Origin of the sequence: Hyunsoonleella jejuensis (genome assembly GCF_900111025.1) — a bacterium.
Lineage (GTDB): Bacteria > Bacteroidota > Bacteroidia > Flavobacteriales > Flavobacteriaceae > Jejuia > Jejuia jejuensis.
Genome location: NZ_FOFN01000002.1, coordinates 414,107 through 438,328, shown reverse-complemented (window position 1 = coordinate 438,328; position 24,222 = coordinate 414,107). Strand labels below are relative to the sequence as shown.

General features: G+C 34.3%; 23 protein-coding genes and 1 pseudogene. 18 read left to right on the top strand and 6 right to left on the bottom strand.

Translation table 11 applies throughout. The features are described 5' to 3' along the window. Positions 1 to 15: 15 nt before the first annotated feature. From BMY39_RS08650 to ettA, 6 genes are all read left to right on the top strand, one after another. Positions 16 to 546 carry an NADPH-dependent FMN reductase gene (locus BMY39_RS08650; RefSeq protein WP_092578634.1) on the top strand — a complete coding sequence of 177 codons (531 nt, stop codon included), beginning with the start codon at positions 16 to 18 and terminating at the stop codon, positions 544 to 546. Between the two features lie 33 nt (positions 547 to 579). After that, positions 580 to 1,017, top strand: coding sequence for a MarR family winged helix-turn-helix transcriptional regulator (locus BMY39_RS08645; RefSeq protein ID WP_092578632.1), 438 nt, complete (start codon positions 580 to 582; stop codon positions 1,015 to 1,017). Between the two features lie 53 nt (positions 1,018 to 1,070). Then, positions 1,071 to 1,943, top strand: a complete 873-nt coding sequence (locus BMY39_RS08640; RefSeq protein WP_092578630.1) for a pirin family protein — start codon at positions 1,071 to 1,073, stop codon at positions 1,941 to 1,943. A gap of 70 nt (positions 1,944 to 2,013) precedes the next feature. Continuing rightward, the gene (locus tag BMY39_RS08635; protein WP_092578628.1) at positions 2,014 to 2,730 is read left to right on the top strand and encodes a pirin family protein; all 717 of its coding nucleotides are present in this window, start codon (positions 2,014 to 2,016) and stop codon (positions 2,728 to 2,730) included. Positions 2,731 to 2,830: 100 nt separating this feature from the next. Continuing rightward, positions 2,831 to 3,013 carry a CAL67264 family membrane protein gene (locus BMY39_RS08630; RefSeq protein WP_092578626.1) on the top strand — a complete coding sequence of 61 codons (183 nt, stop codon included), beginning with the start codon at positions 2,831 to 2,833 and terminating at the stop codon, positions 3,011 to 3,013. A gap of 89 nt (positions 3,014 to 3,102) precedes the next feature. Further along, positions 3,103 to 4,794, top strand: coding sequence for an energy-dependent translational throttle protein EttA (gene ettA / locus BMY39_RS08625; RefSeq protein ID WP_092578624.1), 1,692 nt, complete (start codon positions 3,103 to 3,105; stop codon positions 4,792 to 4,794). Positions 4,795 to 5,011: 217 nt separating this feature from the next. On the opposite strand, the gene BMY39_RS08620 is transcribed toward ettA, so the two are convergent. After that, positions 5,012 to 5,251: a hypothetical protein gene (locus BMY39_RS08620; protein ID WP_092578622.1), complete on the bottom strand. Its 240-nt coding sequence runs from the start codon at positions 5,249 to 5,251 to the stop codon at positions 5,012 to 5,014. A gap of 326 nt (positions 5,252 to 5,577) precedes the next feature. Between BMY39_RS08620 and BMY39_RS08615 the strand changes: the two genes are divergently transcribed. The 10 genes and pseudogenes from BMY39_RS08615 (at position 5,578) to BMY39_RS08565 (ending at position 16,700) form a co-directional block, all read left to right on the top strand. Then, positions 5,578 to 6,921, top strand: coding sequence for a coiled-coil domain-containing protein (locus tag BMY39_RS08615; RefSeq protein WP_092578620.1), 1,344 nt, complete (start codon positions 5,578 to 5,580; stop codon positions 6,919 to 6,921). 200 nt (positions 6,922 to 7,121) lie between these two features. Next, positions 7,122 to 8,183 carry a hypothetical protein gene (locus BMY39_RS08610; RefSeq protein ID WP_092578618.1) on the top strand — a complete coding sequence of 354 codons (1,062 nt, stop codon included), beginning with the start codon at positions 7,122 to 7,124 and terminating at the stop codon, positions 8,181 to 8,183. Positions 8,184 to 8,223: 40 nt separating this feature from the next. Next, positions 8,224 to 8,586 (top strand): annotated as a pseudogene (locus BMY39_RS08605) (four helix bundle protein). Positions 8,587 to 8,668: 82 nt separating this feature from the next. Further along, complete coding sequence (locus BMY39_RS08600) at positions 8,669 to 10,630, top strand: AAA family ATPase (protein ID WP_092578616.1); 1,962 nt, start codon at positions 8,669 to 8,671, stop codon at positions 10,628 to 10,630. Further along, positions 10,620 to 11,204, top strand: coding sequence for an NUDIX domain-containing protein (locus BMY39_RS08595; protein ID WP_092578614.1), 585 nt, complete (start codon positions 10,620 to 10,622; stop codon positions 11,202 to 11,204). The genes BMY39_RS08600 and BMY39_RS08595 overlap by 11 nt, the downstream gene beginning before the upstream one ends. Further along, positions 11,205 to 12,440 (top strand): DUF6638 family protein, encoded by a 1,236-nt coding sequence (locus BMY39_RS08590; RefSeq protein WP_092578612.1) that lies wholly within the window; start codon positions 11,205 to 11,207, stop codon positions 12,438 to 12,440. It begins immediately after the preceding gene. A gap of 37 nt (positions 12,441 to 12,477) precedes the next feature. Further along, the gene (locus BMY39_RS08585; RefSeq protein ID WP_092578610.1) at positions 12,478 to 13,002 is read left to right on the top strand and encodes a hypothetical protein; all 525 of its coding nucleotides are present in this window, start codon (positions 12,478 to 12,480) and stop codon (positions 13,000 to 13,002) included. 209 nt (positions 13,003 to 13,211) lie between these two features. Beyond that, positions 13,212 to 14,909 carry an energy-coupling factor transporter transmembrane component T family protein gene (locus BMY39_RS08575; protein ID WP_092578606.1) on the top strand — a complete coding sequence of 566 codons (1,698 nt, stop codon included), beginning with the start codon at positions 13,212 to 13,214 and terminating at the stop codon, positions 14,907 to 14,909. 187 nt (positions 14,910 to 15,096) lie between these two features. Further along, entirely contained in the window at positions 15,097 to 15,978 is an 882-nt protein-coding gene (locus BMY39_RS08570; protein WP_092578604.1) for a chromosome partitioning protein ParA, read from the top strand. Between the two features lie 149 nt (positions 15,979 to 16,127). Beyond that, on the top strand, positions 16,128 to 16,700 hold the full coding sequence (locus tag BMY39_RS08565; RefSeq protein ID WP_092578601.1) for a Crp/Fnr family transcriptional regulator: 573 nt from the start codon (positions 16,128 to 16,130) through the stop codon (positions 16,698 to 16,700). Positions 16,701 to 16,851: 151 nt separating this feature from the next. On the opposite strand, the gene fumC is transcribed toward BMY39_RS08565, so the two are convergent. Next, entirely contained in the window at positions 16,852 to 18,249 is a 1,398-nt protein-coding gene (gene fumC, locus BMY39_RS08560) for a class II fumarate hydratase (protein WP_092578599.1), read from the bottom strand. 185 nt (positions 18,250 to 18,434) lie between these two features. Here fumC and BMY39_RS08555 point away from each other — a divergent pair, with 185 nt between their 5' ends. Next, the gene (locus BMY39_RS08555) at positions 18,435 to 19,076 is read left to right on the top strand and encodes a peroxiredoxin (RefSeq protein ID WP_092578597.1); all 642 of its coding nucleotides are present in this window, start codon (positions 18,435 to 18,437) and stop codon (positions 19,074 to 19,076) included. An 88-nt stretch (positions 19,077 to 19,164) separates the two neighbouring features. Next, positions 19,165 to 19,344 carry a hypothetical protein gene (locus BMY39_RS15235; RefSeq protein WP_092578595.1) on the top strand — a complete coding sequence of 60 codons (180 nt, stop codon included), beginning with the start codon at positions 19,165 to 19,167 and terminating at the stop codon, positions 19,342 to 19,344. Positions 19,345 to 19,399: 55 nt separating this feature from the next. Here BMY39_RS15235 and BMY39_RS08545 read toward each other — a convergent pair whose 3' ends face one another. The 4 genes from BMY39_RS08545 to prfB all read right to left on the bottom strand — a co-directional run bounded on the left by BMY39_RS08545 (position 19,400) and on the right by prfB (position 23,955). Beyond that, complete coding sequence (locus BMY39_RS08545; protein WP_092578593.1) at positions 19,400 to 21,805, bottom strand: TonB-dependent receptor; 2,406 nt, start codon at positions 21,803 to 21,805, stop codon at positions 19,400 to 19,402. Between the two features lie 84 nt (positions 21,806 to 21,889). Further along, on the bottom strand, positions 21,890 to 22,231 hold the full coding sequence (gene arsC, locus BMY39_RS08540) for an arsenate reductase (glutaredoxin) (protein ID WP_092578591.1): 342 nt from the start codon (positions 22,229 to 22,231) through the stop codon (positions 21,890 to 21,892). Then, complete coding sequence (locus tag BMY39_RS08535; protein WP_092578589.1) at positions 22,228 to 22,848, bottom strand: HAD family hydrolase; 621 nt, start codon at positions 22,846 to 22,848, stop codon at positions 22,228 to 22,230. Before BMY39_RS08535 ends, arsC begins: the two co-directional genes overlap by 4 nt. Next, positions 22,845 to 23,955 (bottom strand): peptide chain release factor 2 gene (prfB, locus tag BMY39_RS08530; protein WP_143064755.1). Its coding sequence is split into 2 segments (ribosomal slippage): positions 22,845 to 23,891 and positions 23,893 to 23,955, totalling 1,110 coding nucleotides; the frame shifts between segments, so codons are not numbered across the junction. The genes BMY39_RS08535 and prfB overlap by 4 nt, the downstream gene beginning before the upstream one ends. Positions 23,956 to 24,222 lie beyond the last annotated feature (267 nt).

The following is a 24,222-nucleotide window of genomic DNA, read 5'->3' as shown; positions in this document are numbered from 1 at the left end:
CAAATAAAGAACAATATGAAAAAGATTATAACATTTGCAGGGAGTAATAGTAAAACCTCAATAAATAAGCAACTAGCCGTTTATGCTTCAAGTTTAGTTGAAGATGTAGACGTAGAAGTTTTAGATTTAAATGATTTTGATTTGCCGTTATACGGTATAGATTTAGAAAGTGAAAAGGGTATTCCAGATGATGCGCATCGATTTTTAAATTTGATAAAATCATCTGATGGTATCGTACTGTCTTTAGCAGAGCACAACGGTGCTTATTCGACTGTATTTAAGAATTTGTTCGATTGGATGTCAAGAATAGAAGGTAAAACTTTTTTTGGAAAACCAATGTTGTTGATGGCAACATCTCCGGGGCCTAGAGGAGGAGCTTCAGTTTTAGGTATCGCACAAGACCGTTTTCCAAGGCATGAGGCTAATATAGTTGAGGTGTTTTCGTTACCATCGTTTGGTGATAATTTTTCAGATGGAAAAATTGTTAATTCGGAATTAGATGAAGAATTAAAAGAAAAGGTAGGAACCTTTAAATCAACTTTATAATTCACAACTGCGACTGAAAACTAAATACGAAAGATGGGTGATTTATCAAAAGATATAAATTCTACGTTTGCAAATAATAGGGTTAAGGCTTTATTAAATATTATCTATACATCAAATTGGATAATGAGTCATCAAAATGAGTTTTTTAAGGCATACGGTATTTCTCCCCAACAATACAATATTTTAAGAATTTTAAATGGAGCAAACGAGCCATTGAACGTGCAAACCATTAAAGATAGAATGATAGAGCGTTCGCCTAACGCAACACGGCTAATGGATAAATTATGTGCTAAAAGTTACATTGAACGTTGTCCTTCAGACCATGACAGACGTGTTGTAAAAATTGCTATAACCAAAGAAGGAAAGACCTTTTTAGAGTCCATACCAAATGATTTCAATAGAGATTTGTTGAAGAATTTGAGTGAAGAAGAAGCAGAACAATTAAGTAATCTGCTTGATAAAATGCGATAGTCGTGTTTTTTTAATCCAATAGTTTCCATGGAAACTAATATAAAGTAATTATTATGAAATTTAATACCATAAAAACAGTAGGGCGAAGCGATTTCGTAAATATGGGACCGATACGATTAAGGCAACCCATACCTACAAGAACTATAGATTCTATAGACCCATTTATATTATTGCACCATTACGGCCCTTATGAAATCTCAGAACGAAATAATCCGTTTGATTTAGGCCCTCATCCACATCGCGGTTTTGAACCAATAACCTTTTTGGTGCAAGGGGAACAACTGCATAGAGATTCACTTGGAAATGAAAGTGTGGTAAAAGCAGGTGATGTACAGTGGACAACAGCAGGTAGAGGCATTATTCATGCAGAAGCACCAACAAAGAGCTTCGTGCAAAAAGGAGGTGTACTTGAAGGTATTCAGTTATGGTTGAATTTACCCGCTGAAAAGAAAATGATGGAAGCCAATTATCAACATGTGACGAATGAAGATTTTAGAACGGTTGCATCAGATGATAAGAAAGTAAACATTCAAATAATAGCCGGAGAATTAGAAGGGGTTTATGGGCGTATAAAAACACAGACTTCTGTAAACGCTTTTATTATAGATGTTGACACTGGTGGACGTTATGAGATTGAAGTTCCTAAATTACACCAATCGATGATTTATTTGTTGAAAGGTGATGTTACTATAAATGAATTGGAATCTTTAAAATTGAATGAGAATCAACTAATTCAGTTTAACCAAGATGGAGAAGGATTTTCAGTTGAGGCCAATTCAGATAGTAAATTGCTGTTCCTTTCTGGTGAGCCTTTAAACGAGCCGGTAACAACATATGGCCCTTACGTGATGAATACCCAAACCGAGATTATGGAGGCAATGCGTGATTATCAGATGGGGAAAATGGGTTTTCTACCAGCTAATTAATAAATGTAAGTTCAAATGTCCTGATTTTTTAACTGTGATATTTTGAGAATAATTCTAAATAATACATAATATGAACACTATAATTGACAGAGCAGATAGTAGAGGTTTCGCAGACCATGGTTGGTTAAAATCGCATCACACCTTTAGTTTTGCGGGCTACCAAAATCCAAAGCGCATGAATTTTGGGAAGTTACGCGTATTAAATGACGACCTTGTACAGCCTACTATGGGTTTCGGAACACATCCGCACCAGAATATGGAAATCATTTCTATTCCATTAAAAGGTGCTTTATCACATAAAGATAGCATGGGAAATAAACGTGCCATTGAAGTTGGTGAAGTGCAAGTAATGAGTGCGGGTACTGGCTTAACCCATTCCGAATTTAATGACAGCCAAACAGATGAAGTCAACTTTTTACAGCTATGGATTATTCCAGAGGAAATGGGCGTAGCCCCTAATTATGAACAGTGTAAGTTTGATATTTCTGAATGTAAAAATAAGTTACAGACCGTTGTGGCTCCAAAGGACAAAACAGAAGGTGATGCGTTACCAATTAGTCAACAAGCATATATCTACAGAACTGATTTAGATAAAGATAATTCAGTTGCTTTAAAGCCTAAAAATACTGATAATGGTTTTTACATTTTCGTTGTAGATGGTAGTATAGAAGTTTCTGGAAAAAGTTTGAATAAAAGAGATGCTATTGGTGTCTGGGATATTGATAGTGTTGATGTTGCAGCGCATGAAAGTTCGGAAGTAATCATTATTGAAGTTCCTATGAACTAATTTGTTTTATGGATTAATAGCGAAAAAGCACCTAGAAGTAGGTGCTTTTTTTATTTAAAACTACGATATTTGCTTCCAACTAACTAATAATAGAAACATTATGGCGATGAATAAGAATACGGTTTTAGCATGGGCAACCATTTTAATGATTGTTATGGGTGTTGTGTTAATTTTAATGGGCGCATACAGATACGATGATGTAGCAGGTTGGGGCTTTGCAACTGTGGGTATAGGTTTTTTTGCAATAGCATGGGTGTTTAATGCTTTAAAGGGAAGAGTTTAGAGATTTTAGATTTACGAATAACAATTTTAGATTTCCAATTTACCAAAAGTCGATTAACAATTAAAGGTAGCAACAAATAAACGTAAAAGATGAGTGACGATAAAAAGATAATTTTTTCAATGTCTGGTGTTACTAAGACATTCCAAAGTGCAAATACGCCAGTTTTAAAAAATATTTATTTAAGTTTTTTCTACGGAGCCAAAATAGGCATCTTAGGTCTTAACGGTTCTGGTAAGTCTACATTACTGAAAATAATTGCAGGTGTTGACAAAAATTATCAAGGTGATGTGGTGTTTTCTCAAGATTATTCTGTTGGATATCTAGAACAAGAACCACAACTTGATGAGGAGAAAACCGTAATGGAAGTAGTTCGCGAAGGAGCAGCAGAAACCGTCGCTATTCTTGATGAATACAATAAAATTAATGATCAATTTGGTTTAGAAGAGGTGTATAGTGATCCTGATAAGATGGAGAAACTGATGAATCGACAAGCTGAATTGCAGGATCAAATTGATGCCGCTAATGCCTGGGAGCTAGATACTAAGCTAGAGATAGCAATGGATGCCCTACGAACTCCAGAAGGCGATAAGAAAATTAGCGTGTTATCTGGTGGTGAGCGCAGGCGGGTTGCCTTATGTCGTTTACTTTTACAAGAGCCAGATGTACTCCTTTTAGATGAGCCTACCAACCACTTAGATGCAGAATCGGTACATTGGTTAGAGCATCATTTAGCACAATATAAAGGTACTGTGATAGCCGTAACGCATGATAGGTATTTCTTAGATAATGTGGCGGGTTGGATTCTAGAGTTGGACAGAGGTGAAGGTATTCCTTGGAAAGGAAACTATTCCTCTTGGCTAGATCAAAAATCTAAACGAATGGCTCAGGAAGGGAAGGCAGCCTCTAAACGCCAGAAGACATTGGAACGCGAGCTGGAATGGGTAAGGCAAGGGGCAAAAGGGCGCCAAACTAAACAAAAGGCGCGTTTAAAAAACTACGATAAACTAATGAGTCAAGACCAAAAACAGCTTGATGAAAAACTAGAAATATACATTCCTAACGGACCTCGTTTAGGAACTAGTGTAATTGAAGCTAAGGGTGTTGCTAAAGGATATGGTGATAAATTACTGTATGACGATTTAAACTTCAAATTACCACAAGCAGGGATTGTTGGTATTATTGGCCCCAATGGAGCTGGTAAAACCACAATTTTCAGAATGATAATGGGTGAGGAAACCCCTGATAAAGGCGAATTTATCGTTGGAGATACGGCTAAATTGGCCTATGTAGATCAAAAACATTCCAATATAGATCCTGAAAAAACCATTTGGCAAAATTTTAGTAACGAGCAAGAGCTGGTGATGATGGGTGGTAAACAAGTCAATTCAAGAGCATATTTAAGTAGATTTAATTTCTCAGGAAGTGAACAAAACAAGAAGGTGAAATTGTTATCTGGAGGAGAGCGCAACCGTCTGCATTTGGCGATGACCTTAAAAGAAGAAGGGAATGTGTTGCTTTTAGACGAACCTACTAACGATCTTGATGTTAATACGTTACGAGCATTGGAGGAAGGTTTAGAAAATTTCGCAGGATGCGCTGTTGTGATTAGTCACGACCGTTGGTTCTTGGATAGAATATGTACACATATTTTAGCTTTCGAAGGTGATTCTCAAGTGTATTTCTTTGAAGGTAGTTTTTCAGATTATGAAGAAAATAAAAAGAAACGTTTAGGGGGAGATTTGATGCCTAAGCGCATAAAGTACAAGAAACTAGTGAGATAAGTAAAAAAAAAAGCGGCATTTTTAAATGCTGCTTTTTTTTACTCATAAATATGTCCTGAGCCTAATTTGTAATCAACAAGCTCAATGTTATCTATTTCCTTTTTGTTTAAATCAAACGCATGTAACAGTCGGAAATATCTAATACGTTTTTATATTATTAAAAGCGATAGTATAATTATGGGTGAAATTAATAATAAGAGCGCAATCATAGTAGATTTTATTTGTTATCGTACAAATGCCCTTCTCTAAAATCCTTGTAGGCTTTGTTATCATCATCACTTTGTAATGAACCAGACTGTGCTAGCTTATCATTTTCCTTCTTTAGGATGTAAGATTTCCTAACACCTAAAATAAGAAGTATTAGAAAAAACACTACGACCACCGAAAGGATGGTAACAATTTGACTCTGACTTATAAGAAAAGAGATTTTGATTTGAGGTATGTTTAAAAGAAACATGAACTATATGATTTGGGTTAATAGCTTCACAAATATAAAGTTTTTTTGAACTAAAACTCTATAAATGAATAGAATAATCTATTATTTATTAACATATGTTTATTAAAAAGTTAACGATTGTTATATAAATCAATGGTTTTCAATCATTTACTTTGACGTATTCTCTGACAGAATTTTAGGATGAAAAATGAAAACTTATAGTATTTTGTAACAATTATTATTAAAACAACACCTATAATTTACAGACAATTAAATTTTAAAAGTCATCTTTTTTAACGAAATTGCTTGTCCTTAAAAATGTTTAACTTAAAAACACTATACATACCATGTCTGATGATTTTGATTTATTAGAAACCGACTCGAACGAAAAAACCGAAAAAGTAGATGTTAACTGGGGGAAAGCTATTGACACCATGAAATCTAAACTATCGCAAGAGGATGATCCTGAAGTTCGTCAGAAAATATTAAATGCAACATTGGATGATGTCGTACATATGGCAGAAAAGGATAGAACTACACTTTTGGATGCCATTAAAGATTTAACAGATTATCAGGATGAGGTAGGTATCTTGTTCGAGAAGTTCTCATCTTTAAATGCCACTGAGCAAAAGGTGATAGACGATGCACAAAAAGCATTAGAGCGCGCTAGAATTGAATTGGAAGATGCTCAAAAGAAGCCAGATACTTGGTGGAACAACCTTTGGGGGCGCAAAAGTAAAATTGCAAAAGCAGAACAAGCACTTAAGGATGTCGAAAAAACAAGAGCCGCCGCGGATAATAAGGCAAAAGCTATGTTTCAGGAGCGTATTGAAAGTGCAGACGTACAAACACTTTTAAAAGAGTTATCCTATAAATCTCAGGCAGCAGTTACGCGCTTAAAAAACCGTGAAATTGAAATTAAGGAAGTAGAAGATAAATTGCAAGATGCTATTGTTGAAGCCACTAAAAATCATACAAAAGCGCTTGAGAAGAAAAAAGAAGTAGAAGCTAAATTAGAAGAGCAGTATGCGCTTTTAAAACAAGCAAGGCAGGAATTAGAGGATATCGCCGACAAACAATCTGCGGAATATGCTCAAGCTATCGGTAAAGTTACAGAACTTGAGCAAAAAGTAGAGGAATTAGAAGGTTTAAAAAATGCGTATACAACGCTTGCTGCTAGTAAGGATAGTTTTGTACATAAGCATAACTTAACTATTAAAGTGCTAACATCGCTTAGAAGTAATTTACAAACACACCGTGCGAAACTTAAAAGTGATACGGAAGAGCGTTTAAAATATTACGATGGTTACGTGGTGGCATTAAAAGCCCGTACAGACCAAGAATTTGCCGCCATTCTAGAGCATCTTGGTGTAAAAACCGATGAACATATAGGAGAAACCCTGGCTGCGATGCATACTGCAAGCGCCAAGGCACGTCAGGACATGATGGATAATATTCCAGTACATGAAAAAGTTATGCAAGGTGTTTACAGTAGTTATGCTGAGGCTTTACAGGAAATTAGGGAGAAGGATGTAGACATTCAGAAGAATTTTGCGGAGCGCTATGGTATCGATATGAAGGAAATCTTTGAAGAGTATTATAAAGCAGATGCAAATGCACCTTCAGGTGGCGATGGTAAACCGGTAGGAGAACCAAAGCCAAAAGCGGAGGATGACGATTTACTATCGTAAATTTTCAATAAAAGGCTATAACATTTAAACTAGCTCTATCTGCGTTAGGGATTGAACGGTATGTTTGAGCTCCCCGATCCCGAAGCTTCGGGAGTGGGAGCGAGTAGTGAAAGCCCGACCCTTGTGGTAACGCAAAAAAAAGAAAAATTAATTACGCATACTGCTTCTGCACACTGCGACTTTTTACTGAATACTGACTCATGTCCATAAACCAAATTGTTACACCTTTAGATTCTGCAATTTTAGATTCCAAAGCACACTACACGTTTTATCATAAAATGATAGACTTTGTGTTTAAGGAACTAGTGGTTGCAGTACAACGGGAAAATATATGTAATAATGCCGAGGTGGCTATGTTTAAACAATATTGTGATTTGATATTGTACTCCATCGAAGCAATGCGTATAAAATATATGTACGATGATGAGGATAATATGAAGGTAGATTTAACCGAATCTGGATTTCCAAATTATTTAGAATTTCGTTATTTATTTAACGATTTAGAGCTAAGGGATGAGTATTTAGGCAGGTTGACGCCAATTGCATCGCTTAAAGAGGAGTTTTTGGATACCTTGATGCGTAAAAAACAGCGTGTGAAGAAAAGTAGGTTGTTTCAAGCGGCATCAATCGTATATTATTCGTCTGTAGATAAGCACTATATTTTCAATCGCTTTGTACAGGGCAAAATCGTAAGCGCCCCTAAGGAAAGTAATGCGGTATATATGACCAGTTGGAGCTTTTATGATGTAATACTAAACAGACCCTTTATATGTTTTATGTATTTTGACTATAGTGGATTGGATGTGCAAGATGTAAAGCATGATATATATGATGTTTTAAAAAATTCTGCAGACCGTAAGATGGCTTTAGATACAATGGCATATGGTATAGATAAAAAACTTTCAAAGGTATCGCCCAAACACATAAAGCGTATAGATTTAGGACCCGTACATAACATGTTTACGAAAGATGAAAATACCATTACACACACTGTTTTAGAGGCTATAAGCAAAAAAACAATCCCTTTAGAATCATACGCAGTGTCCTTAAAAGTTACTGAAGTAAGGACTGAAAGTGAATTTAAAGAAGGTAGCTTTTTTAATAAGCAAACCTTACAGCGTTGGGGCGATGTGTTTCAACAAAAATATGTGTTGGCACCGCATCGTGTAATTCAATTATTATACAACAGAACACCAGATATAATGAATGGATTGGCAAAACCACCGATTGAGATTGCTGGTGTAGAAATAAGTTTGCAGTAAGCAGTAAGCAGTTGGCAGTTGGCAGTCAAAAAAATGAAATATGAGTTTTAAGACATTGTTAGCATATCAAAAAGGATTTGATTTAGCAATGGAGATTTTTCATTTAATTAAAGAATTTCCAAAATCTGAGATGTTTGGATTGACTTCTCAAATAGTTCGGTCAAGTAGGTCTGTATGCTCAAATATAGCTGAAGGTTATAGAAAACGCTAGTATGAAAAGCATTTTAAAAGTAAGTTGTCTGATGCTGATGGTGAAAATTCTGAAACACAATTATGGCTAGATTTTGCAGTGGCTTGCAAATATATTTCAGAAGATAAAAGAAATGAATTGCAATATAAAAGAGAAGAAATAGGCAAACTATTAAATTACATGATGAATAATCCAGACAAATTTGGAGTATAAAATAATTAACGAAAATATGGTACAGAGTGAGTAAGTATGAGTGAGAACTGAAGACTGCTTACTGCCAACTGAATACTAAAACATGGAACATAACTCAACATTTCCTATAAAACTATCTGAACTTGACATGCTTCGGGATGAAGCTTCATCGTACTTAAAAAGTGTGCAATGGGAGCAAGGTGCTCGTGCAAAAAACAGAGATAAAGATGCTAAAGATGAATCTATCTTGTTGTATTTATCTCGCGCTAATAATGGAAGTTCGGTAAATGTAACTTCGGTTTCTAAAACTATTTTAGCTTTGAAGAAACGCTTATTACCAGATTCCGTTGCGATTCCTATTTATTTGAATCAGACGTTGTATGCGGTTCAAGAAGGGATTACTTTGGGTATTTGGATTAAGGACAGTTATTACGATGCCTCTGGTTTGGCAAGTCTAAACGAGAATAAATCAGCTTTAGACACCAACGGAAAGCGTGAGTTTGAAAGCAAAATGCACACTGCAACGGCATTCATGCTGTTTTCTAAAGCCTATAAGATATTACATGACTTAAAACCTCATGCTTCGGACGATTTGAGCGTGATGAAGCAGAAGTTCGCAGGTATTCCTGAAGTGTCTTTAATGTCGCCCATCAAAGGGATTTCCTGTAGTTTATTTTATTATGATAAATATTTGGGACATCCAGAAATTATTAAGTCTGATAAGGATGTTATCGATTTCACGGTAGTTTATTTTGAAGCCTTAATGGACGAGATTCAATTACGTAAGAGCTCTTTAGAGTATACAGAAACGATTGAAGATAGAACGTATAAACTGGAAAATTCGGAATTCGCCGTTTCAGGATGGAGTAACGTGTTTCAGGGCACTGCAAAAAGTGTAGAGTTCAATAAAATTCAGTTTGAACAAATAGTTGGTAACCGAGATGCAAAGCATTTTGCACGACGTTTAACCGAGCGCTTGTTGAGCTACGATTTTACTGCAAAGAAAAACCCCTTTCAAGAATTAGGTGGCTTTATGCCTGTTTTTATGGGCTATGGTATTCCAGGAACAGGTAAAAGTATGTTAATAGCAGCTATTGCTACGCGATTAAAAGAGCATTGTGATACCTTGGATATTCCGTTTTTATTTCACCCAATGCCAGATACGTTGATCTCAACATTTCAAGGTGGTTCAGCAGAAAAAATGGTGGAGTGGATGAAGCCGCTGCAAGATCCTTCAAAATTAATTTTTGCACCTATTGATGATGCTGAAAATAATTTACAAGAACGAACTACACAAGGTGTTTCGGCGGGAGTTAAAGAAGTGATTGGGGTGTTTTTACGTTATACTGAAGGTGCTTATGCCGTAAATTATGGTAACAGTTCTATTGGATTGTTCACTAATTTACCCGAAATGTTGGATAAGGCAGTGATTTCGCGTGTACAAGGTCGTTTTAAGATTGATGGTGCGCGAACAGAACACGACTTTTTAGATCAAGATCATCTATGGTGGCGTAAAATTGATGATACCATGCCAAATTTTGTAAATATGCAAGGGCCAGAAAACTACAGCTATTTACAAGATCAAGGTTTAGCGAAAAACATGGGCGACATTTTAAGTAGTGTTGAAAAACCTACTGAAGAACGTGTGCATGAGGTTTATGATAGCGTGGAAAAACACTTTAAAACGAATCAGCATTTGTTTTATGCGAATCTGTATAAAGAAATTCAGGCAATATTCCCATTCTTTTCATCACGTGATGTTCGCAATATTCAGTCGGCTATTTCGTTACGATTAACCGATTTTGATTTGGAAGAAGATTGGTTTGAAAACCCAGATATTTATTTTAAACAAGACTATGATACGAAGTTTAATATGCTTCAAGAATTAATGCGCTCAAATATGAAAGGATTGGATTTCTCTGAAATTCGCCGTCAGGAAGTAGTGAGATATTTAGATAATGTGGCGACTATAGCTGATACCGATTTTAAACGAAAAGTAGATGCTAGAGTAAATCAATTACATATTGAAACAGAAGCGAGAAGAACGTTTGAGAATGAAAAATAAACAAGTTAAAAACATTGAGCATACCTTGCTTTCAGATAACTATTACATTCTGAATAAAGTTACTTTTGATTATTTGATGAAAAGTGGTGAATGGGTAAATCAAATGCGAGAGGTGTATGATAGAGGTGATGGCGCAGGGATTTTACTGTATAACAAACAGAAACGAACAGTTATTTTAACCAAGCAATTTAGAATGCCAACCTATTTAAACGATAATGAAGATGGTATGCTGGTTGAGGTCGCGGCGGGAATGTTAGATAAAGACAACCCAGAAGATTGCATTATTCGTGAAACTGAAGAAGAAACAGGATATCGCTTAAAATCAGTAAAGAAAGTTTATGAAGGGTATTCTTCACCTGGTGTTATGACTGAGAAAATGCACTTTTTTATTGGCGAATACACTGATGATATGAAAGTGAGTGATGGTGGCGGTTTAGATAGTGAGGCTGAAGATATTGAAGTGTTAGAAATACCTTTTTATAAAGCTGTAGACATGTTGCATAGTGGTGGAATAATGGATACTAGAACCATAGTGTTGCTGCAGTATGCTATAATTCATAAGTTAATAGATTAAATGAACAAACTAAAACAAGCAAATCTATACAGAAGTGAATTGATCCCCGTAAGCGGGAAACTCGTAGAGCGTTATAATAAATGCTTGGTAAAATTGGGGTTTTCAGAAACCAAACTTAATACCTTTCATATAGATGGTATTGGTTGGAGCCCTGAAGTGGCCGAGGAGAAGGACGATACTTCATATCTAAATAATGGTGATGCAAATCCACATGGCATCATTATTTCGCCGCTTCAAAAAGGAAAACCGGTGTATTTACCGTTTCATACGTTTGATCGGGATTTAATGAAATATGTTTTTAAAGTACACGGCGTAAAAATTAAAGATATTACTAGAGACTCTGCTATTTGCCTGGATTTCGATCAAAATATAGATGCCTTTTATGAACCGCTTGATGTCTTAAAATATGATGAAATTACAGTAAAATTTCATTTAATTGATAACCTAGACAAGGTTAAAGCGGCACAATTAGAATTGGTTGATGAATTCAATAGAGGTAACAATTTCATTAGCGAAACGATGCACCAAAAGTTGTTAGATTCGGCAAAAACCTATGGAGATTTACGCAATAGAGATCTTGATTTGCACGAGTTAGAATACACTACCGATTCTTTTTACACAAGGGCTTTTGGAGGTGTGTACGTATTACGGGATTTTATCGTGCCCATAGTTGTTTTTGAAGACGAGACATGGCATAAAGAAGCCATTAAAGACACAACTCACGACGTTTTGATATATCATATAAATCAGCCTGAATTAATGGATAAATTGCGCAGTCATTCCATTATTGATTGTGATTTAGAAGCTGAAGTAAGGACAGAGCGTTATAACCGCATCAAGAAATTTGAGATGTTTCAGTTTTTAAAACAAACGCAGCATCCTATTAAAGATATTTTAGATGACCCTATTTTATTCAAAAGTTATTTGAATAAACTGGATATAAATTCCCTAAAAAAAATAATGAGTGTGGAGCGTTATCTGGAAAAGATAGAGAAGAGCAATCAGTTTAAAATAGTTGATATTATTGACGACAAGCTGTTTTTTGCATTGCATAAACCCCATTCTTCGCTAGAAGCTAAACATCAAGATTTAATATGGAAACTATTAATGAATATAGCTCCTAAAGATGTATTGTTTTGGTATTGGTATGATAAAGAGGATTTTTATAAAAATTTTAAAAATTGGGACGACTCCTTTAAAGATTGGGCTATAGAAACAATACGTAACAATATTTAAGTTTTTTAGACTAATTTTATAAATCAAACTTATAAATATGACATTAGAACTCATAATTTTTATTGGCTCCATTTTATTCGGAGCTTTACTATATTGGAGAGAATCCCATAGTAATAAACTCTACAGGTTTTTTAATAAGTTGATGTACTCTAAAGCGTTGCAAATGCAGCCATCGGATAAAACAGGCTTTTTATATCAGCAAAAGTTTATTGTTCGTTTAGTATTTATTGGGTTTTTATTCCTAATAGGGATTGTTGTTACACGGTTTTTAATTCCAATAGATGTTGCAACTCTATCAATATTCGCATCAATGATTGTAGGCACGGTTTTAGGCACGTACTTGGCTGGTTTTATTTTTAAATCCAGCGAAATAATTGATAAAAAAAGCGAATCTGTTGAAGACTTGGTTCAAGGTACTATTGAGAAAGGTAAAGATTTTATTGAGGACATGGCTACCAAAAAACCTCCGGTGATTGAAGAAGCTAAAAAAGAAATTGATAACAAACCAAAATCAGAAGAAAAAAGCGCAAGAGAACGATTAAAAGATAAAGGGTTGTTGTAAAATGCATAAGAATAGGTTTAGATACATATTAATTGCAATATTTTCAGTTTTATTCATTCTTCAATTGTTTAATTATGATTTTTCTGCAGAGTTTAATTGGATAAGTTTTTTGAATATACTAGTTCCAATACTAATGATTATAGCCATGGTATTATCCATTAAGCATGTAAAAAAGCATGGTGAAAATTAATTTTAATAGCATCTAAATAATGATAAAAAACTACTGGAATAAAGGCAAAAAGCAAAAAACAATAACTGTAGTAGCTATTATAGTTCTACTTATAGCATTATTTGTTTTAAGAGACGATTATCAGCCCGCTCTATTATTTATTAGAAAGTTTATTTTCATTATTCTGCTAAGCGGTAGTATTTTGTTTTTTGGGTTACGAAAATTTAGAAAATCTGCAAGTACTGGAACCCGTCTAGGAATACTGGGAATATTGGCGTTATTTTTTGGAATTTTGTATAGCGTTGGATGGCATTTTAAAATGTACGATTATATGAAGACTTACAATGTCTTCAATCATTTAAATAAGGTTGAAATAAATGAGCTGCCATTAACCCAAAACGAACGCATTCAACCATTACGGAATATTTTCTCCATGGCAAATGAAAGTGTAGGGGAGACAAAAGACGTGTCCTTACCGCATTTGGTAAGAGTAGGTAATGAGAATAAATGGACCATGGCCATTCAGCCAACAGAAAAGTATGTTTGGCAGGGCATGACAGATAATACAGAAGAAGTATTTGCGGTGTCGAGCACCACACCGTTTCCAAGGTTTTCGAGTGAAAATAGAATTCCGGTAACGTTTTCTATAGGGGAATCTTTAAAATTTAGTAGGAACACCTATAATGCTGTAGTACAACGTTTCAATTTTTTTCAATTGTTTACTATGGAGCCTAGTGATACATATTATATGAAAAATGATTCTGGTGCTTGGGTTCAGGTGGTAAGTTTGATTAAGTGGAAAGGCTTTTTATTTCCATATCCAACCTTTGGAGGTGTTATGGTGATAGATAATGGTGAGCATGGTTTTAACGATTATGTAGAGCGTATTTTGATAGGTAAAGGCACATATATTGATCCTGAAAACATGAAAAACCATCAATATTTAACCCGGCAGAACACATTAGCTGAAAAGGTTTCAAGATTGCAGGCAGAATCTTTAAAATTCTTAGGAGGTTTTAGTGACCCTTTACCTTGGAACATGGAAACTGCGGTAAAGATTCCTGAAATGCCAAAAGACCAAAATCAACAACCATATGTTACCGATTTCGATTTTTCAGAAACTGAAACGGACGCCTATAGCGGACTTTACCATTGGTTTGGTTTAGAGCCTGTAGGAGAGGAACGTACCAGTTTAAGTTTTAGTGTTTTTGTACCTGCTGATGGTACAGATAAATTGTATTATTATAATCACGCCGCTAAAAAACAAGGATATGCAGGTGTTTCTGCAATGCCTCTAAAGGTTAAAGAGTCTAGAAAAGAATATGATTGGACAGCGAATACACCAGTAGAATTTCGCCCATATATCAAATATATAGCAGGTAAAAAACGTATGTTCTTTATGGGAACTGTATCTTCAATAAGTGATAAAAACGCCCAACAATTTGATGGTTCTGCTACACCAGATTTGGTGTTAATTGATAGCGAATACCGTGATGTGGTATGGATAGATGTAAAACACCCAAGCCAATGGGATAAAACCGTTTATGATCAATTAAACGAAGCCTGGAGAGCTAGCGAAAAAATTGGCTATTATTTTGTTGAACAGTCAAGGACTATCGATATAGAGCAATTTGTTATGGATTCTATAAATAAAACTATCCCTATTAAAGACGATAAAACAAAGCTACTTGAAAAATTACAACGTCAAATAGATTCTTTAAAAGCCTCTGAAGACTAAATTTATATTAAAAATCTGAAAATCAATTGATTATTTTTAAATTTCGTATGTTTTTTAGTCTGTAAACATCTAAAATAAATGTATTTACGTATATGATGTTGTAAGTGATATTGGAAAATGTCTATTACCAAAAATTAAGTAAAACTACGAACGTAGTTAATCGTTAACACAAAAAACAAATAAAATTATGGAAAATAAGAGCAACACTGGTTTAAAAGTTGGATTAGGTATAGCATTGGTTTTATTTCTAGCTACAGGATTTTATACAATGAATTTGTATAAAGAAAGTAACGAAACCAAAAAAGAGCTAAACGAAGAAAAACAATTGGTAATGAATGATTTAAATGCTATGGCAAAACAATATGATGAAGCCATTGCAGAGAACGATATAGCCAATAAAGATTTAATTGAAGCCAGAGAGCGTATTCAAGGTTTGATAGATTCTCTAAGAATATCAGAAACAAACGTAAAAAGTCTTTGGCGCTACAAGACAAAGTATAGAAATCTTCAAAAAGAAATGGATATTTTATTGGCTCAAAACGATTCATTAAGAATTGAAAACTCTTATCTAGCGACTTCTTTGGATAGTACTAGGGTAAGATTAGAAGAGCGCACTATGTTTACCGATTCGTTATTGGTTCAAAATACAGCATTGGCAGAAGTAGTTGAAAACGCTTCTATTTTAAATACTGTGGATTTAAAAGGTTTTGGTGTTATTGAACGGACTTCAGGAAAATTAATTCCAACCGAAAGAGCAAGAAGAGCGGATAAAATTAGAGTATGTTTTACTGTTGCTAAGAATCCATTGGTACAGGCTGGTGATCAAGAATTATATGTGCAAGTAATAGACCCTAATAACAATATACTAGGTGCAAATGAGCAAGTTATTTTTGAGGACAAAACACTTAATTATAGTGTTGTAAGTAAGTTTAATTATGAAAATTCAAACTTAAATGTTTGTGAGTTTGTAACCGCCAAAGGTGATAATGATTTTGAAAAAGGGCGTTATGTGGTGAACGTATTTAATCAAAAAGATTTGGTGTCTACATCAGAATTCACACTTAAGTAAATAAAAAAAATAATAATCTTTCGAGCCCAAAAGTGAATGCTTTTGGGCTCTTTTATTTTTTATATAGAAATTCTAGCCTTATGTAGAGTTTTTTTCTTCATTTATAAAACATATTTTATATTGCAGGTACCAACCAACCCTTATAACCCATGTTTGATAATGATAAGTTTTCAAGTTCCTTTGGCAATCTGCCAGAAGAGGCTTTTATTAAATTAAAAAGTATCTCAGAGTTTAAAAAATTCGGGCCTAATACACAACTTGATGAACTCGGAAAGGTACCTTCAAAATTGTATTTAGTGCTCTCTGGAATTATGCGGTGCTATATTATTTCAGAATCTGGAAAAGAATTTAATAAACGCTTTTTCTTCCCGATGAATTTTGCAGGCTCTCTCACTGCTTTAATTAGAAATTCGCCATCTGAAATAGTATATGAGACTATTACAGAATGCAGTGTATATGAAATAGATTATAAGAAGCTAAAAGCGATGTGCAAAACCGATGATGTAATAAGTAATTTATACACCACAATCTTAGAAAAGGTTTTTATAACATACGAAAAGAGGCAATTGGAATTAATTTCCTTAAATGCATCCCAACGCTATCAAAAATTAAAGAAAGACATACCCGATATTGATAAGTTAATACCACAATATCATATAGCTTCATATTTAAGCATAACTCCAGTTCAGCTTAGCAGAATAAGAAAAAAGTTACGAGGATAGCTATATTAACAAATGTTATCTTTTAAGATTTTAGATAATCATATATTTGATTTAGGATCTTCCAGATAAGTTTTAGGAGGATTAATAGCTAACCGACCGAAAAAGCAGGTGTTTTACACCTGCTTTTTTATTCAATATATTTTTTATTCTTTTATTTTAATGACCCTACCATGTTTTCTGGTTTTACCCAATCATCGTATTCTTCTGCGGTAACATAACCAAGATTTATAGCTTCTTCTTTTAGAGTAGTTCCATTTTTGTGAGCGGTATTTGCAATTTCTGCTGCTTTGTAATATCCAATTTTTGTGTTCAAAGCAGTTACTAGCATTAATGAATTATTTAATAATTCCTTAATTACAGCATGATTTGGTTCAATACCAACAGCGCAATTAACATCAAAACTTACACAAGCATCTCCAATAAGTTGTGCAGATTGTAGGACATTGGCAGCCATAACGGGCTTAAATACATTTAATTCATAATGCCCTTGTGTACCACCAACAGAAACAGCAACATCATTACCTATAACCTGCGCACAAACCATAGTTAAGGCCTCACATTGTGTTGGATTTACTTTTCCTGGCATTATTGAACTTCCAGGTTCATTGGCAGGAATAATTATTTCTCCGATACCAGAGCGTGGGCCAGAAGCCATCATTCTTATATCATTTGCAATTTTATTAAGGGATACAGCTAATTGTTTAAGAGCACCATGGGTTTCAACTAAGGCATCATGAGCTGCAAGAGCTTCAAATTTATTAGGAGCAGTTACAAAAGGCAAACCAGTAAATTCAGCTATGTATTCTGCTACACGCTTGCTGTAACCTTTAGGTGTATTTAATCCTGTTCCTACGGCGGTTCCACCTAGTGCCAATTCACTTAAATGGGCCAACGTGTTTTCTAAAGCTTTAATTCCGTGATCTAACTGTGCCACATAACCAGAAATTTCTTGTCCTAAAGTTAATGGTGTAGCATCCATTAAATGGGTTCTGCCAATTTTTACTACCTCTTTAAAATCTTTTGATTTTTTATTGAGCGTATTTCGTAATTGCTTTACTCCTGGAATAGTGGTCTCTACAATTTTTTTATAGGCTGCAATGTGCATACCAGTAGGGAAGGTATCATTAGATGATTGTGACTTATTCACATCATCATTTGGCTGAATGGTTTTTTCGCCTTCACCGATAGTTTTGCCAGCTATTTGGTGCGCTCTATTGGCGATTACCTCGTTTACATTCATATTGCTTTGTGTACCAGAACCTGTTTGCCAAATTACTAATGGAAATTGGTCATCGTGTTTGCCCTCTAAAATTTCATCACAAACCTGTGCAATTAAATCGCGTTTTTCAATATCTAAAACACCAAGTTCGCAATTGGTATATGCAGCTGCTTTTTTCAAATAAGCAAATCCATATACAATTTCTAATGGCATTGATGCACTTGGACCTATTTTAAAATTATTTCTTGAGCGTTCTGTTTGCGCACCCCAAAGTTTATCGGCAGGCACTTTTACCTCGCCCATGGTATCTTTTTCTATTCTAAAACTCATTTTGTTGGAAATTAAAAGTAAGGTACAAATTTAGGGGTTTTAAACCTGTTTAGTTTATGATTTTTGTTAGTTTTTGCATTTCTTTTTTTAACATTTTAATAACTAATTAAATATTGGAATAAATTTTAAATCTATTAATTTAGTAGGAATTAGAATTTTATAATTATTAACTAAAAAAATATATTATGGCAACGATTAGACTAGGAGATGAAGCTCCTAATTTTAAAGCAAAAACTACTGAAGGTGAAATAAATTTTCATGAATGGTTAGGAGATAGTTGGGGGGTTTTGTTTTCTCACCCAGCAGATTACACGCCAGTTTGTACCACAGAATTGGGTACTGTAGCAAAATATAAAGATGAGTTTGATAAACGAAATGTAAAAGTCGTAGCGTTAAGTGTTGATGGTTTAGAATCTCACAAAGGCTGGATTGGAGACATTAATGAAACACAAAATACTACAGTTAATTTTCCTATTATAGCAGATGAAGATAAAAAAGTTTCAGAATTGTATGATATGATTCACCCTAATGCAGATAGCAATCTTACTGTACGCTCGGTATTTGTAATAGACAATAATAAAAAGGTAAAATTAATTATTACATACCCTGCTTCAACAGGAAGAAATTTTGATGAACTCTTGCGCGTTATAGATTCGTTGCAGCTAACAGCATATCATAAGGTAGCTACTCCAGCAAATTGGAATAACGGCGATGATTGTGTGGTTGTACCAGCTGTAGCAACAGAAGACATACCAAGTATTTTTCCCAAAGGATATAAAGAGGTGAAGCCCTATTTGCGTATGACGCCACAACCAAATTTAAATTAGTTGAAAAAACTGTTGATAATTTTTGATTTAGTATTGTAAAACAATCTGCTTTACATTAACTTTGCAACACATTATAAAAACGCTTACAATGTTATTTGAATTTGACCAGTATTTAGGATTTTTAGCTTTCTTAACTATTTTAACCATAGGATTTTGGTTAATGATTTTTTTGTTAACCTTTGTAATCCCTTATTGGATTGGAGGTTCTTTAATTGAAAGGCTCAAGGAAATAAGGGAAGAAAAGAAAGCGAAGCGTTTGCAAAGTTAGAGTTAAAAGTTATTTATAAATAAAAAAGGTGAAACATTGTTTCACCTTTTTTTTACTACATTTCCATACCTTCGCTGTCGAAATCTCTCTGACGCTCGGGCTTTTTCTTCTGGTTAAATCTGTAAGTAAACGCTAAATTATAGATGCGCCCTCCTCTAAATTGTATTTCTTGATATGCGGTAAAAGTTTCTGCATTAATGTCATTCCTGTAAAACCTCGAGTTAAAAACATCTTGAACATTAAAAGCTATTGAGGCTTTTTCTTTAAATAAATCCTTGCTTAAAGCTACATTTGTGCCAAATACACCTCTTCTGTTATTTTGAGCATCTTGAGATGGTCCCCTGTAACTAATATTTGTTTGCCAATCAATGGCATAAGGTAAAGTAATTTTATTGTTTATTCTTGCAGTCCAAGTCAAATTATCTGCACTCAGATCTATGCCTTCAAAAGTACCTTCACGCTCAAATCTAAAAATATTAAAATCTGTATTTACGCGCCATTTTCTTGATGGACTGTAATTAAGGTTAAACTCAAAACCATACCGGCGATCTTCACCCAGATTTACTGGCCCACGTTCTATTACTGGAAATTCTTCGCCATCTACAATTACAGTTTGCCCCGTTCTTCTGCTTACAAAAGTCATTATGTCTTTAGAGCTTGCGTAATATATAGATGATGAAATGGTTACTTTGTTTAATCTGTTTAAATATCCCAATTCAAAAGTGCCTGCAAAAGTAGGGTTTAAATCAGGGTTTCCTTGAAAAACGTTTGTAACACTGGAGCGAGAAGGGAAGGGGTTAAGCATAAAACCTCTTGGTCTTCGTATTCGTCTGTTATACCCTAAGCTAAAACTCTGTGTTTCGCTAACCTCATAATTAAAATTCACCGTTGGAAATAATCCATCTATTTTTTTTCTATTAAAATCTCCTGTTGTTGGTTGATCTAAGGTAATTCGTGTATTTTCCATACGCAGTCCCAATAAATATGAGAAGTTCCCAATTTTACTTCCAAATTGCGTATAAGCAGCTGTGATGTATTGCTTAAAATTAAAAACGTTCGTTAGATTTCTATTTATTTCGAAAGCTCCAGAATTTGGATTTAGAAACGAGACTTCAAAATCAGTAGATCGGGTAGTGAAATCGCCTCTATATCCAATCTCGAATTGACTTTTTTTTCCTATAGGAACAACATAATCTGTTTGTAATAAAATATTTTGCTGGTCTTCTAAAGTATTCACTATTTCAGAATCTATACCATTAACGTTAATGAGTGAATTTATGTTTGCATCACTATCTTCGTATTGAAAATCGGCAGTTAGTTTATGATCTGTTTTCTCAAAATTTTTGGTAAAGTTTAGCGCATATTGAATGGTTTTATTATCCTCTTTCTCTGGGTCGAGTCTAAAACTTTCACTTATGGTATTATTAATCTTATTGAACTGCGTAAGGGTATTAACAGAGTTATTTAGGTTGTCACTATTTCTATAAACAACCGAGCCAATAAGTGATGCTGAATCGTTTATATACCATTCTATTCCAGTGTTTGTTGTTACGCCTTTTCTGTTATCGGTCCAGTTACGTCTTTCATTTAAATCGGGTGTATTTATATCAAAATAACTTACATCGTTATACCATTTCCCAAGACGCTCCCTGTCATTATATGCAGTAGTATTAAAAATATTTATATTCCCCGTACGATAGTTTATATTTCCGTTAATGCCATAAGTTTCCGGATGACCTATATTAGTTGTAACAGAACCATTAAGCCCCTGAAGTTTACTTCTCCTTAATATAATATTCAAAATACCAGCTGTACCCTCGGCTTCGTATCGTGCTGATGGCGATGTAACTACTTCGACTTTTTCGATAGCTTCAGCAGGTAATTGCTGTAATGCTTCGGCAGAATTAAGCCCAACTAAACCAGAAGGTTTTCCATTTATTAAGATTCTAACATTGTCGTTACCTCTCAAAGCAACGGTACCTTCAGCATCAACCGAAACGGACGGTACATTGTCTAGTACATCACTAACGGTTCCTCCACTTACGGTTAAATCTTTTCCAACATTATAAATCTTTTTATCTAAACGAACTTCTACAGTTGTTTTTTCAGCAATTATTTCTACTGCCTCAAGGGTTTCTGTATCTAGTTCTAAGTTAAAAGTGCCAATATTTTCAGATGTCGTAATATTTTTATCTGGAATGGTAATGGTTTTAAACGAAATGTATTCTATTGAAATATCATAAACACCAATATTTACAGGGATGTTAAAATTTCCATCCAAATCTGTTATACCTCCAGTTTCAATTTTATTTAAACTTTTGTTAAAAAATGAAACTGTAGCATATTCAAGAGGTTGTCCAGTTTCTTTATCTAATACTTTACCTGAAATCTCAACCTCTTTTTGAGCAAAAATGCTAAAGGAAATGAGAGATAGACATAAGAAGAATTTTACTTTTTGCATTTCACCAACCAATTTTTCTGCGAAATTAGAGGTTCATTATGCCTGTTTCGGTTAAAAGTATGTTAAAAGAAGTTTAGAGCGTATCTAAATAATATCTAAAATAAGCGAAGGAGGTCGACCAATAATCGCTTTATTTCCATTAATAACAATGGGGCGCTCTATTAATTTAGGATATTTTACCATAGCATCAATAATGTCATCATTGTTCAAGTTCTTACCCTTGAAGTCTGATTTCCATATCGCTTCATTTTTTCTGACTAATTCTATGGGTTGTATGCCTAATAATTGAATAATTTCAGCTAATTCTGATTTTGATGGACTGTCTTCTAAATATTTAACAATTTGAAATTCTTTTCCAGAATTTTCTAAAATTTCTAACCCTTCGCGCGATTTTCTACAGCGATTATTATGGTAAATTTTTATCATTTGATGTGGATATTATAGTCTTTTAATGCTGATATTAATTGATTTGGGTCTTCATACAAAATTCCATGAATACCTAACGCATTGGCAGCATTAACATTTCTTTCATTGTCATCTATAAAAATCGATGCTTTAGGGGTTATATTGAATCGTTTCAACATGATTTCGAAAATTTCCTTGAAAGGTTTTCTAGTTTTTTCTTCTCCAGAGACTACTATGCCCTCAAACCACGTTAAAAACTCAAATCTTTTAAGAGCTATAGGAAATGTCTCAGCACTCCAGTTTGTAAGTGCCACTACTTTATATCTTCCATCGTTTACTAAATTTTTTAAAACTTCTACAGTTTCATGTATGGCATCGCCTAACATGTTTTCCCAGTCGCCATAATACATTCTAATATAGGTTTCGTATTTTGGAAATTGCTCCACTAAATCTTCAGTAGCTTTATAAAGAGGATAACCAGCATCTTGATTTTCATTCCAAGCCATGGTACAAATATTATCTAGAAACCATTGCATTCTTTCTCTATCTCCGTTAAAAGTATCTAAAAAAACGTATTCTGGATTCCAATCAATCAGGACACCGCCTAAATCAAAAATTATGGTGTCTATTTGCGTCATAATTGATTGTTATCTTCTGTTTTTTGCCCCATCATCATTAAATATGCTTTTAAAAACGAATCTATATTGCCATCCATAACGGCATCCACATTTCCAGTTTCGTGGCTAGTTCTTACATCTTTAACCAATTTATAGGGATGCATTACATAATTACGTATTTGGCTGCCCCATTCAATTTTCATTTTGCCAGCTTCAATATCATCTCTTTGGGATAATTGCTTTTGTAGCTCAATTTCATATAATTGCGACTTTAACATTTGCATTGCCCTTGCTCTATTATCATGTTGAGATCGAGTTTCGGAACACGAGATTTGAATACCCGTAGGTTTATGGGTTAGCTGTACTTTGGTCTCTACCTTATTTACATTTTGGCCACCAGCACCGCTAGATCGGGCTGTTGTAATTTCTATATCAGCAGGATTAATTTCAATCTCAATGGTATCATCAACTAATGGATAAACATAAACCGAGGCAAAACTTGTATGGCGTTTTGCATTACTATCAAAAGGAGAGATACGTACCAAGCGATGCACGCCATTTTCACCTTTTAGCCATCCAAAAGCAAAATCACCCTCAATTTCTAGAGTTACTGTTTTTATGCCAGCTACATCGCCTTCTTGAAAGTTAAGCTCTTTAATTTTAAAGCCACTTTTTTCGGCATACATTAAGTACATACGCATAAGCATACTGGCCCAATCGCAGCTTTCGGTACCACCAGCCCCTGCGGTTATTTGTAATACGGCGCTTAAACTATCGCCTTCCTCAGACAGCATGTTTCTAAATTCTATATCTTCTAATAAGTCAGCTGCTTTATTGTAGCGGTTCTCTACATCTTCTTGGGTGGCTTCGTCCTCTTTAAAAAATTCGTAAATAACCTCTAAGTCTTCAATAAGGGTTTTTACATCTTTATAGTCTTGTACCCATTTTTTCTTAACCCGAAGTAATTTCATTACTGTTTCTGCAGCTTTCGGGTCGTTCCAAAAATTGGGGTCGAAGGTTTGCTCTTCTTCGTTTTGTATTTCTACAAGTTTGGCATCTATGTCAAAGATAGTGCCTAAGTTTGTCAAGGCGGGTATTAAGATTCTTAATATTATCGGATGTGATCATGTCTGTTATTTCATTTTGAGCAAAAATATGTTTAAATATTTGAGATTTAAACGAAAAAAAGGATATTTTAAGGGTGATTATTGTTTTATTATCGAATTTTTTGTGACTTTAAAGGTTATACTACTATTTTTGAAACTTAACCAAATGTATCCAAATATTGTAACCTACATATTTTATTAAAACTAGATTTTATTGTTATGGAGCATGCACATTACTTCCTTAAAAAAAAAGCCCTATACAAAGCATAAGCAAATATTTATAGGGTAT

Coding starts and splice junctions, on each gene's coding strand:
- BMY39_RS15235 (WP_092578595.1), top strand. CDS start 19,165: ATGTTATTTGAATTTGACCAGTATTTAGGATTTTTAGCTTTCTTAACT.
- BMY39_RS08535 (WP_092578589.1), bottom strand. CDS start 22,848: ATGACGCAAATAGACACCATAATTTTTGATTTAGGCGGTGTCCTGATT.
- BMY39_RS08575 (WP_092578606.1), top strand. CDS start 13,212: ATGATAAAAAACTACTGGAATAAAGGCAAAAAGCAAAAAACAATAACT.
- BMY39_RS08565 (WP_092578601.1), top strand. CDS start 16,128: ATGTTTGATAATGATAAGTTTTCAAGTTCCTTTGGCAATCTGCCAGAA.
- BMY39_RS08640 (WP_092578630.1), top strand. CDS start 1,071: ATGAAATTTAATACCATAAAAACAGTAGGGCGAAGCGATTTCGTAAAT.
- BMY39_RS08595 (WP_092578614.1), top strand. CDS start 10,620: ATGAAAAATAAACAAGTTAAAAACATTGAGCATACCTTGCTTTCAGAT.
- BMY39_RS08590 (WP_092578612.1), top strand. CDS start 11,205: ATGAACAAACTAAAACAAGCAAATCTATACAGAAGTGAATTGATCCCC.
- BMY39_RS08620 (WP_092578622.1), bottom strand. CDS start 5,251: ATGTTTCTTTTAAACATACCTCAAATCAAAATCTCTTTTCTTATAAGT.
- BMY39_RS08545 (WP_092578593.1), bottom strand. CDS start 21,805: ATGCAAAAAGTAAAATTCTTCTTATGTCTATCTCTCATTTCCTTTAGC.
- BMY39_RS08555 (WP_092578597.1), top strand. CDS start 18,435: ATGGCAACGATTAGACTAGGAGATGAAGCTCCTAATTTTAAAGCAAAA.
- BMY39_RS08635 (WP_092578628.1), top strand. CDS start 2,014: ATGAACACTATAATTGACAGAGCAGATAGTAGAGGTTTCGCAGACCAT.
- BMY39_RS08615 (WP_092578620.1), top strand. CDS start 5,578: ATGTCTGATGATTTTGATTTATTAGAAACCGACTCGAACGAAAAAACC.
- BMY39_RS08645 (WP_092578632.1), top strand. CDS start 580: ATGGGTGATTTATCAAAAGATATAAATTCTACGTTTGCAAATAATAGG.
- BMY39_RS08650 (WP_092578634.1), top strand. CDS start 16: ATGAAAAAGATTATAACATTTGCAGGGAGTAATAGTAAAACCTCAATA.
- BMY39_RS08570 (WP_092578604.1), top strand. CDS start 15,097: ATGGAAAATAAGAGCAACACTGGTTTAAAAGTTGGATTAGGTATAGCA.
- BMY39_RS08630 (WP_092578626.1), top strand. CDS start 2,831: ATGGCGATGAATAAGAATACGGTTTTAGCATGGGCAACCATTTTAATG.
- arsC (WP_092578591.1), bottom strand. CDS start 22,231: ATGATAAAAATTTACCATAATAATCGCTGTAGAAAATCGCGCGAAGGG.
- fumC (WP_092578599.1), bottom strand. CDS start 18,249: ATGAGTTTTAGAATAGAAAAAGATACCATGGGCGAGGTAAAAGTGCCT.
- BMY39_RS08585 (WP_092578610.1), top strand. CDS start 12,478: ATGACATTAGAACTCATAATTTTTATTGGCTCCATTTTATTCGGAGCT.
- ettA (WP_092578624.1), top strand. CDS start 3,103: ATGAGTGACGATAAAAAGATAATTTTTTCAATGTCTGGTGTTACTAAG.
- BMY39_RS08610 (WP_092578618.1), top strand. CDS start 7,122: ATGTCCATAAACCAAATTGTTACACCTTTAGATTCTGCAATTTTAGAT.
- BMY39_RS08600 (WP_092578616.1), top strand. CDS start 8,669: ATGGAACATAACTCAACATTTCCTATAAAACTATCTGAACTTGACATG.